General features: G+C 43.8%; 11 protein-coding genes and 1 tRNA gene. 2 read left to right on the forward strand and 10 right to left on the reverse strand.

Annotation, left to right across the window (positions count from 1 at the left end; all coding sequences use genetic code 11):
* Positions 1-28 precede the first annotated feature (28 nt).
* The 10 genes from trmA to tkt form a co-directional block, all read right to left on the reverse strand.
* Entirely contained in the window at positions 29-1,132 is a 1,104-nt protein-coding gene (gene trmA, locus M3I01_RS16675) for a tRNA (uridine(54)-C5)-methyltransferase TrmA (RefSeq protein WP_255897043.1), read from the reverse strand.
* 130 nt (positions 1,133-1,262) lie between these two features.
* Positions 1,263-2,255, reverse strand: a complete 993-nt coding sequence (locus M3I01_RS16680) for a hypothetical protein (protein WP_255897044.1) — start codon at positions 2,253-2,255, stop codon at positions 1,263-1,265.
* Between the two features lie 3 nt (positions 2,256-2,258).
* Positions 2,259-2,954, reverse strand: coding sequence for a 5'-methylthioadenosine/S-adenosylhomocysteine nucleosidase (gene mtnN, locus M3I01_RS16685; protein WP_255897045.1), 696 nt, complete (start codon positions 2,952-2,954; stop codon positions 2,259-2,261).
* On the reverse strand, positions 2,951-5,500 hold the full coding sequence (locus M3I01_RS16690; RefSeq protein ID WP_275565203.1) for a hypothetical protein: 2,550 nt from the start codon (positions 5,498-5,500) through the stop codon (positions 2,951-2,953). Before M3I01_RS16690 ends, mtnN begins: the two co-directional genes overlap by 4 nt.
* A 32-nt stretch (positions 5,501-5,532) precedes the next feature.
* Entirely contained in the window at positions 5,533-6,567 is a 1,035-nt protein-coding gene (locus M3I01_RS16695; RefSeq protein ID WP_255897048.1) for a substrate-binding domain-containing protein, read from the reverse strand.
* A 265-nt stretch (positions 6,568-6,832) separates the two neighbouring features.
* Positions 6,833-6,917: transfer RNA gene (locus M3I01_RS16700), tRNA-Leu, on the reverse strand.
* Positions 6,918-7,055: 138 nt separating this feature from the next.
* Positions 7,056-8,123, reverse strand: a complete 1,068-nt coding sequence (fba, locus tag M3I01_RS16705; RefSeq protein ID WP_255897049.1) for a class II fructose-bisphosphate aldolase — start codon at positions 8,121-8,123, stop codon at positions 7,056-7,058.
* Positions 8,124-8,401: 278 nt separating this feature from the next.
* Positions 8,402-9,565: a phosphoglycerate kinase gene (locus tag M3I01_RS16710; RefSeq protein ID WP_255897050.1), complete on the reverse strand. Its 1,164-nt coding sequence runs from the start codon at positions 9,563-9,565 to the stop codon at positions 8,402-8,404.
* 34 nt (positions 9,566-9,599) lie between these two features.
* Positions 9,600-10,631 (reverse strand): type I glyceraldehyde-3-phosphate dehydrogenase, encoded by a 1,032-nt coding sequence (locus M3I01_RS16715; protein ID WP_255897051.1) that lies wholly within the window; start codon positions 10,629-10,631, stop codon positions 9,600-9,602.
* A 113-nt stretch (positions 10,632-10,744) separates the two neighbouring features.
* Entirely contained in the window at positions 10,745-12,745 is a 2,001-nt protein-coding gene (tkt, locus tag M3I01_RS16720) for a transketolase (protein ID WP_255897052.1), read from the reverse strand.
* A gap of 367 nt (positions 12,746-13,112) precedes the next feature.
* On the opposite strand from tkt, the gene metK reads away from it, so the two are divergent.
* Together metK and M3I01_RS16730 are read left to right on the forward strand one after the other, a co-directional pair.
* A complete protein-coding gene (metK, locus tag M3I01_RS16725; protein ID WP_255897053.1) occupies positions 13,113-14,276 on the forward strand; it encodes a methionine adenosyltransferase in 1,164 nt (387 codons plus the stop codon).
* A gap of 122 nt (positions 14,277-14,398) precedes the next feature.
* A complete protein-coding gene (locus M3I01_RS16730) occupies positions 14,399-15,130 on the forward strand; it encodes a 16S rRNA (uracil(1498)-N(3))-methyltransferase (RefSeq protein WP_255897054.1) in 732 nt (243 codons plus the stop codon).
* Positions 15,131-15,182: the final 52 nt, after the last annotated feature.

Consider the following 15,182-nt stretch of genomic DNA (forward strand, 5'->3'; position numbering starts at 1 on the left):
AAATAACAGCCTCTCTATGCGAGTACTTTTAGACGGGGTGTTTTCTCTGTAAATACACACCTGTTTCTACATGATGAGTATAGGGAAACTGATCAAACATGGCGAAACGCACTACTTCATGTGTACTCGACAATGATTCTAGGTTTGACTTCAGCGTTTCAGGGTTACATGAAATATAAAGAATGGAGTCTATCTTGCGAATAAGCTCAACCGTCGCATCATCCAAACCGGCACGAGGTGGGTCAACCAACACAACTGAAGGAGTAAGCTCACTAACACCCGCTTGAACAAGACTCTTTGGCAATTCAACATCACCATTTAACGCGGCAGAAACATCTTCGCTGGCCATTTTAACCACTTGAACATTATGCATACCGTTAATCGCAATATTTAACTGCGCAGAGTTAACCGATACTTTTGAAATTTCCGTTGCCACTACGCGATCAAAACGCCGAGCTAACGGGATAGAAAAATTGCCATTACCACAATACATTTCCAACAAATCACCGGACGCCTCTTTCGTCACGTCCAAAGCCCATTCCAACATTTTCTCACTAATGTTCGCATTAGGCTGAGTGAAGCTATTTTCTACTTGCTGGTAATGAAACTTTTGACCATGAACGGTCAAGGTTTCCATGACAAAATCACGGGTCAATATTTGCTTTTTCTTACGACTACGACCAATAAAATGACAAGCCGGAAACGTATCATTGAGCTGTTGAGCAGCGGTATTCCACTCATCATCAATTGGCTTATGATAAAGCAAGCTAATCAAAGCTTCTCCTGTAGTAGTCGTTAAAAAGTCGACTTGGAAGAGCTTATGTCGCAATATCGGCGTGTCTCGTACTGCATCAATCAATTTTGGCATCAACTCATTAATAAGATGGGAAGCAGCAAGAAACTGATCGGTACGAATTGGGGTTCTAGGATCCGCGGGATCAAACATCGCATAATATAAGTCATCGCCTTCATGCCAAATTCGAAACTCAGCACGCATACGATAGTGAGAAGGCTGACTCGCATACACTTCCATCTCAGGCAATGACAAACTCACCATTAATTTGGCTAATTCAGCTTGCTTATCTTGCAGCTGCTTTTCATACATTTCTGGTTGGATTTGATCCGGTCTCATGACTCATTCTCTTAAAAGCGATAGGAACTAGCTAGCTTAAAAACAATTGGCACTAGTTATCTTTAAGCGCGGCATTATACGAGTTCCCTCTTCACAAATCTAATGACTCAAATAAATGAAGTAGACCGAGTTAATTAAGATATTGAGGTCCCAGTAGAATAGCGAGCGATAATGTCAGCGAAAACGTACCGTCGTAATCGTCTTCTGCTTCATGGGTAAACTGAGGTATCACCTGACCAATAAGCCAATCTTTGTAAAGGAGGCGCTCATATTGAATGTTATATAAAAAACTGTCTGGCTCAATAGAATGTTCACCTGACTGAAGAAGGCTCAGTTGATACGCCATCCGGTTTTTCTCATTTAATGCATGCTGAATAGTAAAGTTCTCACGGACATAAAATAGCCCTTCTGTATCAAGCCAAGTTACGCCAAAGTCTGTACCAAAATTCAAAGTAGGGCTCATTGCATAACCTAAGCCTAGACCATAACGCGCGCCAAAACCTTTAGAATAATAGGCAAATGCTTCTTGATTTTGCCACCAATTCCACGATCCAGTAACGTCACTCTGCTTAAGACGCAATCGTAAAAATGGATCAAGAGGAAAGTCTACTTTTATACCAGCATCAAGATCTAACCCTATGTCTTCTTGTATATAACGCACAGCTGCAGAGATATTCAATTTCAAGGCAGAATTTACAATGCTATTTTGTTGAGACGATTCGCCTCGCAAACTTTCAGGAGCCAAAGAATCAGGTTCAGACTCAATGACTAAGCGCAATCTATCCTGAGTATCTGGCAATTTAAGCCGAGTACGAAAATCAAAAAAGCCAGAACTGTCACTTCCACTTAATACAGTGCCAAATCGCACGTCTAAATAACTATCTGAAGGCTGGCTGCTTTCGGTTCCGGATAAAAAGGAATCTATATTCGTCGACCAATTGCCAATTGTTTTTGAAATCGTCTCATGTGAACTCAACCACCAAGAAGGCTCAGCATTTTCTATCTGCTCATTTTTTTCAAATTGAGCAGCCGTATGACTAACCTCCTCTTCAGCAGAAGAAACGGGCAAGGAGCAAAAAACAGCCAAACAGAGTATCGCAACATACCCCTTGCTTACGGACATAACTTAGTCGCCTTTGAGCATTTGTTGAATCATCAGAGACGAATTTTCCGCCGCTACTTGAAGATATTCTTCAAAGCTCTGAGGAGACTCCTTACCCGCGATATCAGACAATGAACGCACCACAACAAAAGGCGTTCCAAACTTAAAGCACACCTGTGCGACAGCAGCGGCTTCCATTTCAACCGCCACCAGTTCAGGAAAAATCGTTCGAACTGCTTCCACTCGAACAGGATCGTTCATAAAACTGTCTCCCGTTCCGATCAAACCGACTTTTGCTTGAACTTGAGTCACGGTCTGTAAGGCTTTTTTTGCCTGATTCACTAAATCAGTGTTCGCTGCATACGTCGCAGGCATGTTTGGAACTTGTCCCATTACATAACCGAACGCCGTAACATCCACATCATGATGAACCACTTGGTCTGAAATCACGACATCTCCAACGTGTAAATCAGGGTCAAAACCACCAGCAGAGCCAATGTTAATAACATATTCAGGCTGAAACTGTGAAAGTAGTAACGTGGTCGATACGGCCGCGTTTACTTTACCAATACCGGACTTAAGCAGAACCACTTCTTTGCCTTCAAAAGACCCAATAAAAAAATCACAACCTGCAATGGTCTGTTCACGGACATCTGTCATCCACGCTTTGATGACGGCCACTTCTTCGTCCATGGCGCCAATTAATCCGATTACGCTCATTCATTGCTCCTAATATTTGCATTTTTCTGCATAACGTCTTGTGTAAATAACCATATCTGATCGCCAGAATAAGGCAAGGTCATCTCGAAAAGGGCCACATTATCCGGCATTTCCGACCACCTTTGTACCGAAAAAAACCGTACTTTTGGAAAAGCGGCCTGAATCGATAATAAAAGAGTCTTTGGCTGAGGCGTCAACAACACAACAATCGCATCAGGGTGATACGACAAAACGACATAATAGTTAGATAAGTCCACTAGCCATTGCGTCGTAATGCCATAGTTTTCTAACTCTGTATACCAGATTGCTTTGGTGACACGACTTCCACCCACCATTACCCAAGAATCATATTGCCCATTAGAGTATGTCGGAGCAACACCCTCCAAAGCACATGCTTTTACCAATATTTGATGCAGGTTATAATCAAAAGAACACCCCATTAGGGTAAATACATGCGGGTCAGCTTTGACCGGTAAGGTACTATTTAACCAAACGATTGGAAGTTGATCTCGATTGTATTTTAATTTCAGCGCCTGGGTCATATCCGACTGCGCATCAATATCTTTATCACACCCAATCAAGACAGCATCGAATTTTTTGACGGCACTAGACTGAGTAAAAAAACTGTCTGTTGAAATATATTCTTCAACTTGTAAGCCTAACCTCTCTAAGGCTACCTTTACCGCTCCTGCATTTGAGTAGTCATTCGACACCCAGGCCACCACTTGATTCGGTGCTAACGGCTTGAATTCGTATTTAGACTCAGGCTCTTCGATTATTAAATTAAGCTGTAGTGCATTATTTTGTAAAGTCTTTTGCTGGCCACCAAGGTGAACCAGTAACATATTAACCATCCAGCAAAAAAGAGGTCTGAAAGCCATGTCGTTCATCGCTATCATTTCAAGTCCAGTGCCATCAAAACGAACCGTGAGCCGCCGCTCAGCCATATCATTGGACATGACCATCATAAATAGAACACGTATCAGACCTCTAAAACTCGCATCCACTGCGACAACCCTTGCCCCAGTATCTACAGAGCAATCCAATTGCACTCTATTTGCTTCTACGCCCATCGCCATCATAACTCGGGCACTTTCCTGACAAAAAACATCTCCTATCGGGAGATAAGATACATCACTTTCTACCGTGCTAATTTCGTCCAATACTGATACCAACAACGCAATCCAGCCCTGTAAATGCGTTGTATTTGTATGACTAGGTAGCATGGAAAGGTACGTCAGTTCATTTAATATGGCATCCGTGTCCACCTTCTTCTGAACAACAGATGATAGTGGTTGCAACTGCTCAAGTTGCCACATAAGACTGGTTTCTTGAGTAACATTTTGACCTACTAATAATAAGCCTCGATAAGTGCTCTCATTTTGAAATGAATAGGCCTGCCATTGATATATCCGCCCTAGATTATTAATGGTTAAGTCAAAATGAACACCAAGACCACCTTTTAAGGCCTCTTGAATGGATTGATGACAAGAAATAGGCATAAAATCAAACAGCGTTCGTGCTCTATCTGAGTCAGGAAAAATACGCTTAGCTTCTGTATTAATAAGCTCAACTTCTGCTACCTCGTTACAGAAAATGATGGCACTGTGTATTGATTCTGCAAGAAGCGTAAATCTACGCTCTTTGGCTTTAATAAAGGCCTTATATTGATTACTTTGCAACTTAAAAGGTTGCAACTCACTAAACGGCAACAAGTCCTCTTCAGGGCGATACGCTATGGCTTCAAGAGGATAAAAAAGTAACGTTTTCACTAAACGTGTCAAAAAGAAATAAAAGCACAATAAAACAAAGCCAACCGCAACAATTAAGGGCAGTGCATTTGTTAACAGAGTAGAAGAAAACGCGTGCTTTTGAATAATATCGAGTTGTAGCTCTGACTGAACAGGCGAAACTAAAGGTAAACGCGAGCGTAATATCGAACCAGATAAGTCCACACCGGTCTTATGTTCTTCTAACAAAACACGATCATTAACCTTGTCATAAATTTGTACTGCACTGACTTGAGCGCTTTCAAGTAGTTCATGCGCCAACGTTAAGTTGTCATTTAATGAAATAAAACCATACAGAAAACCAATACTCTCTTGCTCGGACGCCAGTAATTTTTTTTTGTACATAAGTAAAATGGTACCGTCTTCAGTCATGATAGACGCCCACCTATTGATTAACCCTTCTCGCAACAGAGGTTGAAAATTTACTTTTGTAAATAAGCGCGCCCTCGGATCCATCGAGTGCAGACCATTTTTCCATTCGATATAAAAGAAATCTAACCCACCGAATAGCAACACCTCATGGTGACTAAATAGCAAATCTAGCTCATGACCAGAGGTATAATCGCGTAAAGAAAGATCCTGCCCAATAAACTTCATTTCGTCTTCAGCGCGAGCCAAATAGCCATTAAAAGCTTGTTCAACCACTCGGTGCTTTAAAGCCAAACCTTTTTCTGCAGCCGAGTGATTCAAGGCCTCAATAAAATACAGAATAATCAAAGCAATGACTAAAAAGACCAGTCCGATTGATGCCAGCACCCTTTTCCGTAGACGGCGCCGTAAACTAATACTTACTCTTGCCATAGTTCCACCGAGTAATGATAGGCCTGCTGCACCATCAAACGAATACTTTCAGCGTCTAGTTCAGCAGGCATTAACGTAGAATGTGCAACATAAAGGTTGGGCATATTCTTTCCTTCAAGATCCATTTTAATCGCTTCTGCTAATGCAATAGATAGATCATCCTTCATAAAGAGCACGCTCGCTTTCACCCGTCGATTTACCAGATCAGAAATTCCGTGTAAAGGTAGCCCCCACGAATTTGTTTGAATGTTTGGAGCGAGATTGTTTCTTTTTAGTGCAACGAGGACACCATCAGAAATATTCTGAGAGCAGCTAAAAATAAAGTCTGACGGATCCTTTTTCAATAATGATTGAGCCGCCTCAAAAGCACTTTCTTTATTGTCTGAAACCACTCTAATATGACTGATACGACGATTGTATTTCATCATTTCATTTAGAAATACATCACAGCGTACATAACCCAGATAGCCTGATGGTAAAACCAATGCTGAGATACTTGCCTCGGGAGGTAACTGGCGATCAAGGTAGCTGGCAAGCATAATGGTTGCCTTTTTTTGATCAAAACCAATATACATTAAAGGAGGATGATTCATCCAATGAGTCAACGGTGAGGCAAAATCATAAAGAATCACCTTCGGCGCTTTACTGGAGCGTAAAAAGCGCTCTAAGAAGCGACGCTGAACAAAGCCCAACTCAGTCATCACAATATAATCAGGCTGAGCTTCTGCTATTTTGAAATAAGGCGTTATGTCGCTGCTATTCTGAGAGCTGTCAGTGTAAGTATCCAGTCGATAGTCGATTCCTAACTCTCGCATACGCTTTTTAAATGACATTAACAACGATCTATTGTCTACAGTATTTATATCTCCAAATAACAACAACGCAATACGCACCGCTCTTTTTTGAGAGATTCGAATCGGATTAGGAGGCGAGTTTACTACGGTTGTAAACTGTTCTGCCAAAGGCCCTTGTCTTGGGCTAAGTTGATAAAAGTCATAACTGTCCATCAGATCAAGCGACATACTCGATGCCTGTACAGTGAAAGCGGAGCACCCTAGAACAACCCACACGATAAAATAACGAAGTCTGCGCATTACTAAGCCCGATGAAACATCATAGAAAGAATAATTCTAACCAAATTAACGAACTTTAGTGATAACAGGAACAAGAAAATACAAACCAGCGCTGAAAACATGCTTAGAATGGAATAAATAATGAAGCAACAAGAGGTTGACGTAAATTTCAGACATAAAAAAAGCCGACATAAAGTCAGCTTTTTTTATAATTTGGTGCGGAAGGAGAGACTCGAACTCTCACGCCGTGAAGCACTGGAACCTAAATCCAGCGTGTCTACCAATTCCACCACTCCCGCAAGGAATGGCGAGCATTATAGGTAATTGAATCTTTCGGTCAATAGTTTTTTCGCTTTTTTATTAAAAAAACTTAAAAACATATCCTTTTTCCTATTTTCGCTCGCCATCATTAAAGCGTCATGCTTTTCAAACTACGCTTAAAAAGTGCGGCCACCTGAATATTCACCACGCTCATAACGTACAGCCATCTCTTCAAGGTCCATAGTATGGATACGAGAAGCTTGACCGGCAGAACCAAACGCTTCATAACGGTCAATACAAACCGCCTTCATCGCTTTGATGCTTTCTGTTAAGTATTTACGTGGGTCAAAATTGCCTTTGTGTTCAGCCAAACTACGACGAATAGCGCCTGTTGCCGCTAAACGTAAATCCGTATCGATATTGACCTTACGAACGCCATAACGAATCGCTTTTACGATCTCGTCAATCGGTACACCATACGTCTCTGGAATTTCGCCACCGAATTGATTGATAATTTCTAACCAGTCTTGAGGTACAGAAGAAGAACCGTGCAATACAATGTGAGTATTAGGTAACAATTCAACGATCTTCGCGATACGCTCGATATCAAGAATGTCACCCGTTGGTGGACGCGTAAACTTGTACGCACCGTGGCTGGTACCAATCGCAACAGCCAAAGCATCAATGCCTGTCGCATTAACAAAATCAACGGCTTCTTGTGGGTCCGTTAGCATTTGATCCATTGTCAAAATGCCTTCCGCGCCAACACCGTCTTCTTCGCCCGCTTCACCCGTTTCTAGCGACCCTAAAACGCCCAACTCGCCTTCCACAGACACACCACAAGCGTGAGCGAACTCAACCGTACGACGGGTCACATCCACATTGTAGTCATAAGTCGCAGGGGTTTTGCCGTCAGCCATTAAGGAGCCGTCCATCATCACGGATGAAAAGCCTAACTGGATTGAGCGTTGGCAAATAGCTGGAGAAGTACCATGGTCTTGATGCATTACCACAGGGATGTGTGGATAATCTTCAATAGCGGCCGCGATTAAGTGGCGCAAAAAATGCGAACCTGCGTATTGTCGAGCACCCGCTGACGCCTGCATGATAACAGGTGAATTCACCTCGTTAGCGGCTTCCATAATGGCTTTCACCTGCTCCATGTTGTTCACATTGAAGGCTGGCAAACCATAGCTGTGTTCCGCCGCATGATCCAGCAATTGACGCATACTAATTAATGGCATAAAAGGTTTCCTCTGACAATTTGTCTTATCTTGTATTTATAACGGACTGAGTTGTGGTGTTAAACAACTCTGCTTTAAAAATCATGACGTTGCTTATCGCAGGTCATGTGGCTTACGCCTTATCGTTATTGTCATATTCGACTCACGTCGAACAGGTCACTCTCTAGTTTTATGACCGCGGCCTCACCTTCTGAAGAGCAACAACTCAACACTCAATGACGCCTACGATCGTGGCTTTACGCCTTATTATGTAGAACGATCTTTGTCATTCTTTGATACTAATTCTGCGCGCGAGATTCCAACATCGCAACAGCTGGAAGCACTTTTCCTTCAACAAACTCTAAAAAAGCCCCGCCGCCAGTAGAAATATAGGACACTTGATCCGCAATATTATACTTATCAACCGCAGCTAAAGTGTCGCCACCACCCGCAATTGAAAAGCCGTCACTTTTTGCAATGGCCATCGCTAACGCTTTGGTACCACCGCCGAACTGATCAAACTCAAACACACCCACTGGACCGTTCCAGATAATCGTCTGGGATTTTTCAAGTAAAGCCGCAAAGGCAATCGCTGCTTTTGGCCCAATATCTAAAATCATGTCATCAGGCGCAACATCGGTAGCATTTTTAACGGTTGCTACTGCATCTGAAGAAAACGCTGTCGCAACGACAACATCTTCAGGTAGCGGAATACTGGTTTTCGCCATTAAGGCTTTAGCTTGCGGTATTAAATCTTTTTCGTACAACGACTTTCCAACAGGAAAGCCCGCAGCAGCCAAGAAGGTATTCGCAATACCACCCCCCACAATTAATTGGTCAACCTTGTCTGATAAGGATTCAAGAACGGTCAGTTTAGTCGATACCTTCGACCCGCCAACAATCGCCGCCATCGGACGTGCAGGTTTTGCCAACGCTTTTTCTAGTGCTTCTAACTCTGCTGACAACAATGGCCCTGCACAAGCGATTGGAGCGAACTTCGCCACACCATGAGTTGAAGCTTGTGCGCGATGCGCAGTACCAAACGCATCCATCACAAACACATCGCACAACGCCGCCATTTTTCTAGACAAGGCATCGTCATCGCCCGCTTCGCCTAAATTAAAACGAACATTTTCAACCAAGACCAACTGACCCGATTCAACATCAACACCATCTAGCCAATCTTTAACAAGAGGAACATCTTGCCCTAACAAACTCGCTAAATGTGTAGCAACAGGTTGAAGCGAGTAGACGTCTTCGTACTGCCCTTCTGTTGGACGACCAAGGTGAGACATCACCATGACTTTCGCACCCGCCGCCAACGCCAATTTAATGGTTGGCAATGCAGCACGAATACGCGCATCGCTGGTTACTTTGCCGTTTTTTACTGGTACGTTTAGGTCTTCACGAATTAACACTCGTTTATTCGTCAGATCTACGTCTTTCATATTAATAACAGTCATGTACGATGTCCTCGTCGTTTAACGTGCCAATGCACTAATCTAAATTCGATTGTTTAATCACACCCGCCCAATACGTCGCTACATCCAACATACGGTTAGCGTAGCCCCATTCATTATCAAACCAGCACAGTAACTTCACCATACGCCGATCAATGACCTGAGTTTGTGTGCTGTCAATAATCACCGATCGCGGATCATGGTTGAAATCCACAGAAGCGTGCGCTTCTTTAGTAAATCCCATTAGGCCTGCGTATTTTGAGTTTGCCGCCTGCTCTAATTGCTGATTAATTTGTTCTACTGTCACATCCCGCTCTGTGCGCAACACTAAATCAATAACGGAGACATTCAAGGTCGGCACACGCACCGCGTTACAACCCATTTTACCTTCTAGTTCTGGCATCATCCGCGTAATGCCTTTCGCTAGCCCTGTATCCACAGGAATAATTGAGCTCAACGCGGCGCGCGTCAAACGCAAATCTTTCTTATGGTATCCATCAATAACAGGCTGATCATTCATTGCAGAATGAATCGTCTGAGTCATACCATGCACCACACCAGAAAATTGCTTAATAATATCCAATACAGGAATCAAACAATTCGTGGTACAAGACGCCGCCGAGACAATATCGTGATGTGGCTGAATATCATGATGATTGAAACCATACACAATCGTTGCGTCCACATCAGCGGCCGCTGGTTGGGAAAGTAACATTCTCGGCACGCCCGCATCCAAATACGCCTGCGCGCCATAGCGATCAGAAAAACTCCCTGAGCACTCAATCACCATATCCAGCTCAAGAGACGCCCAATCCATTTCACCTGGTGTAACACAGGAAAAGCATAAGATAGCATCATCACCAATCAGTAATGCATTGTCTTTAGTCGAAACAGACTGAGGAAAGCGGCCATGAGTGGTGTCATAGCGCGTAAGGTAACTGATTGTCTGAATATCAGACAGCTCATTAATAGCAACCACTTGAATGTGGTCGCGGTAGCCATTTTCATAGAGCGCTCGTAATACCGAACGACCTATACGGCCATAACCATTAATAGCGACTCGCAACATATTCCTACTACTTCATCGCAAAGAGAGTGGTAAACATGTCACCACCCGCTTCCTTAATAAAAGAAAAAAGAGGCGTACACATTGCACACCTCTTTTCTTATCAAGCAACGCCCTTACACTGCTAAGATCTTCTCGGCAGTTTCGACAACATTTTCTACGGTAAAACCGAAGTATTTTAGAAGGTCTCCGCCAGGAGCCGACTCACCAAATGTGGTCATACCTACCATAGCGCCGTCAAACCCAACATACTTGTACCAGTAGTCAGCATGCGCGGCTTCAATAGCAACACGTTTAGTTACGTTAGTTGGTAATACAGACGCTTTATACGCGGCATCTTGAGCATCAAACACATTAGTCGATGGCATAGACACAACTCGCACTTTTTTACCTTTCGCGGTTAATGCTTTAGCAGAGTCCATTGCAAGACCGACTTCAGAACCGGTCGCAATCAAAATAAGGTTTGGTGTACCAGCGCAATCCTGAAGAACGTAACCACCTTTCGCAACATTTGCTAACTGTTCAGCATTACGTGCTTGTGCGGGCAATCCTTGGCGAGAGAAGACCAGTGACGTTGGACCGTCACGACGCTCAACCGCGGATTTCCAAGCCACCGCCGTTTCAGCCGCATCACATGGACGCCAAACCGTCATGTTTGGTGTCATACGCAAGTTAGCCAACTGCTCAACAGGCTGGTGAGTTGGGCCATCTTCACCCTGACCAATGGAGTCATGGGTATACACAAAGATGTTTTGAATACCCATCAACGCAGACATACGTACCGCGTTACGTGCGTATTCCATGAACATCATGAAGGTCGCGCCGTAGTTGATAAAACCACCGTGCAAAGACGCACCATTCATGATGCCGCTCATACCAAACTCACGAACACCGTAATAAATGTAGTTGCCAGCAGGATCATCTTGAATGCCTTTCGAACCAGACCATAGCGTCAAGTTAGAACCAGCAAGATCCGCAGAACCACCTAGCAATTCAGGCAACATAGCGCCAAAGAAACCGATCGCATTTTGTGATGCTTTACGGCTAGCAATGTTCTCGCCTTTGTCTTGGCTTTCTTGAACAAAAGCTTGTGCTTTAGCTTCGAAATCCGCTGGCAATTCGCCTTTAATTACACGACGTTCAAATTCTTCCGCCAACTCTGGGAAAGCCGCTTGATACGCAGCAAATTTCGCGTCCCATTCAACTTCACGAGCCGCGCCGTCTTCTTTCGCATCCCAACCAGAATATACATCAGCAGGGATTTCGAAAGGAGCATAAGGCCATTCAAGAAATTCACGCGCTGCTGCAATTTCAGCATCACCCAATGGCGCACCATGGCAATCATGGCTGCCAGATTTGTTTGGAGAACCAAAACCAATCACTGTTTTGCAGCAAATCAAAGTAGGCTTGCTAGTTTCTGCTTTCGCCGCCTCAATCGCCGCTTTAATTGCCACTGGATCGTGACCATCTACGTCTGCAATAACATGCCAGCCATAGGCTTCAAAACGTTGCGGCGTGTTGTCTGTAAACCAGCCTTCAACATGACCATCGATAGAAATACCGTTGTCATCCCAAAACGCAACCAACTTGCCTAATCCCAAGGTACCCGCTAATGAACAGGCTTCGTGGGAAATGCCTTCCATCAAACAGCCATCGCCAAGGAAGCAATAAGTATTGTGGTCAACTACAGTATGACCTTCACGGTTAAACTGCGCGGCCAAGGTCTTCTCAGCAATGGCCATACCTACCGCGTTACTAACACCCGCGCCTAAAGGGCCCGTGGTGGTTTCTACGCCATCGGTGTAGCCGTATTCTGGGTGACCTGGTGTTTTAGAGTGAAGCTGGCGAAATTGTTTTAGCTCTTCAATTGGCAATTTATAGCCAGAAAGGTGTAAAAGAGAATAGATCAACATGGAGCCATGACCGTTAGACAATACAAAGCGGTCACGATCAACCCATTTAGAATTGTTCGGGTTATGCTTTAAAAAATCATTCCATAATACTTCAGCGATATCGGCCATACCCATTGGCGCGCCTGGGTGACCTGAATTAGCTTTTTGAACGGCATCCATACTTAATGCACGTATGGCGTTAGCGAGTTGTTTCCGAGACGGCATGGTTATTCCACTCCTGATAGCTTAACGAACAATGAAGGAACATTCTCTACAGGATGAAGTCAGCATGCAATGCTGGCCCACCCTTTACACCCAAAGATTGAGCAAAGAAAATGAAATCACACAAGAATCTGTACCATCCTAACAAAAAAACGGCCTTTTGCCTCATTAAAATAGCCCTGTCGGGTTGATATTCGACCAGCTCTAGTTCATCATTCGACACACTATAAAAGCGTCGATTTGTCTCGGCTTGCGGGCGCTATATAAACTCAGCTAAACAGATACGCAAGAACCTGTTTAGCATTTTTATGCAAAACAGGTTTTTTTATGCCTGTTTAGCGACTAACTCAGCTAAAGAGGAACACTCAACATGTCCGAATATTCTTTATTCACCTCAGAATCCGTGTCTGAAGGTCATCCAGATAAAATTGCAGACCAAGTATCTGACGCCATTCTAGACGCCATCCTAGCAAAAGACCCAGAAGCCCGTGTGGCGTGTGAAACCCTAGTAAAAACAGGCATGGTATTGGTGGCGGGTGAAGTGCGCACCAACGCTTGGGTCGATATTGAAGAGATTGCTCGCAGCGTTATCCGCGAAATTGGCTACAACAGTTCAGACATGGGATTCGATTGGGAGTCTTGTGCCGTGATGAACGCCATTGGTAAACAGTCGGCAGAAATCGCGATGGGCGTTGATGAAGCAGATGAACACGAACAAGGCGCAGGCGACCAAGGCTTAATGTTCGGTTTTGCGACCAATGAAACCGACGTGTTAATGCCTGCACCGATTACTTATGCGCACCGTCTAGTTAAACGCCAAGCCGAAGTCCGCAAAAATGGTACATTAGACTTTCTTCGTCCAGACGCAAAAAGCCAAGTCACCTTCCGCTACGACGAAAACGGCAAGCCTTGCGCGATTGATGCGGTTGTTTTGTCAACGCAACATAGCAAATCGATAAAACAAGCCGATCTTCGTGAAGCGGTCATGGAAGAAATCATCAAGCCGGTTCTTCCTGCAGAATGGTTATCTAAAGAAACCAAGTACTTCATCAACCCAACGGGGCAGTTCATCATTGGTGGGCCAGTCGGTGATTGTGGTTTAACCGGTCGTAAAATCATTGTTGATACATACGGCGGCATGGCGCGTCACGGTGGTGGTGCTTTCTCAGGTAAAGATCCATCCAAAGTTGACCGTTCTGCGGCGTACGCTGGGCGCTATGTGGCGAAAAACATTGTTGCGGCGGGCCTTGCAGACAAATGTGAAATCCAGATCTCCTACGCCATTGGTGTAGCAGAGCCAACATCGATTAGCATTAATACTTTCGGTACTGGCAAAGTAAGCGATACCGTTATTTCACAATTGGTTCGCGAGCACTTTGAATTACGCCCAGCGGGTTTAATAAAAATGCTCGATCTAAAACGTCCAATTTATCTGCCAACGGCGGCTTACGGGCACTTTGGTCGCGAAGGCGAGAATTTCACTTGGGAAAAAACTGACAAAGCCGACGTATTACGTAAAGTCGCTGGTTTATAATTTTCTGATTTTCCGTTATAAAAGCCTTCTTCTGTATAACTCTCTTTATAAGAGTGACGTTGCAGAAGAAGGCTTTTTTTATTTCTACCTCTTTTTCAAACATTAGGAAACATAGGATAAGTATGCGTATTCCAAGAATTTTTATCGATACAGAGCTCAATGAGAATACGACCCTTACCCTACCTGATTCGTCATTTCAGCATTTATGCAAAGTGCTACGATTAAAATCAGATCATCCTATTAGAGTCTTTAACGGCAAAGGAGGTCAGTTTAATGCCACCTTATGTGATGTAGAGAAACGTAGCGCAAACATCCGTATTGCCGACTTTGAAGCACTGAATAATGAATCACCAATACAAGTTACCATCGGGCAAACATTGTCCCGAGGTGAGCGAATGGACTATGCTATTCAAAAAGCAGTCGAAGCTGGCGTCTACGTCATTCAGCCACTGTTCAGTGAACGCTGTGAAGTTAAATTACAAGACAGCCGAGCCGAGAAACGCCTACAGCATTGGCAACAAGTAGCGATTAGCGCAACGGAACAATGTGGTCGAGGTATTGTCCCTATTGTCTGTTCGCCATTAGAATTGAGCGATTGGATCGTGAATTGTAATGAAATGTTAAAGCTAACACTGCATCATCACAGTGCAAAACCCATTCGTCATTTTGAACGTCCAACAAACAACAGAGTTTGTTTACTCATAGGACCTGAAGGTGGTTTAAGCAGTGATGAAGTCCAACTCGCTGAAAACAATGGTTTTAATGCTATTTCTTTAGGCCCAAGAGTACTAAGAACTGAAACAGCCCCAGTGGTTGCTCTTAGTGTTATTAATACTTTGTGGGGCGATATTTAACGGTATTAATATAAAAGCCCAATGTAGAGATCACTAACAGAATCGCTACATA

Source organism: Marinomonas maritima (assembly GCF_024435075.2).
Taxonomy (GTDB): Bacteria; Pseudomonadota; Gammaproteobacteria; order Pseudomonadales; family Marinomonadaceae; genus Marinomonas; species Marinomonas maritima.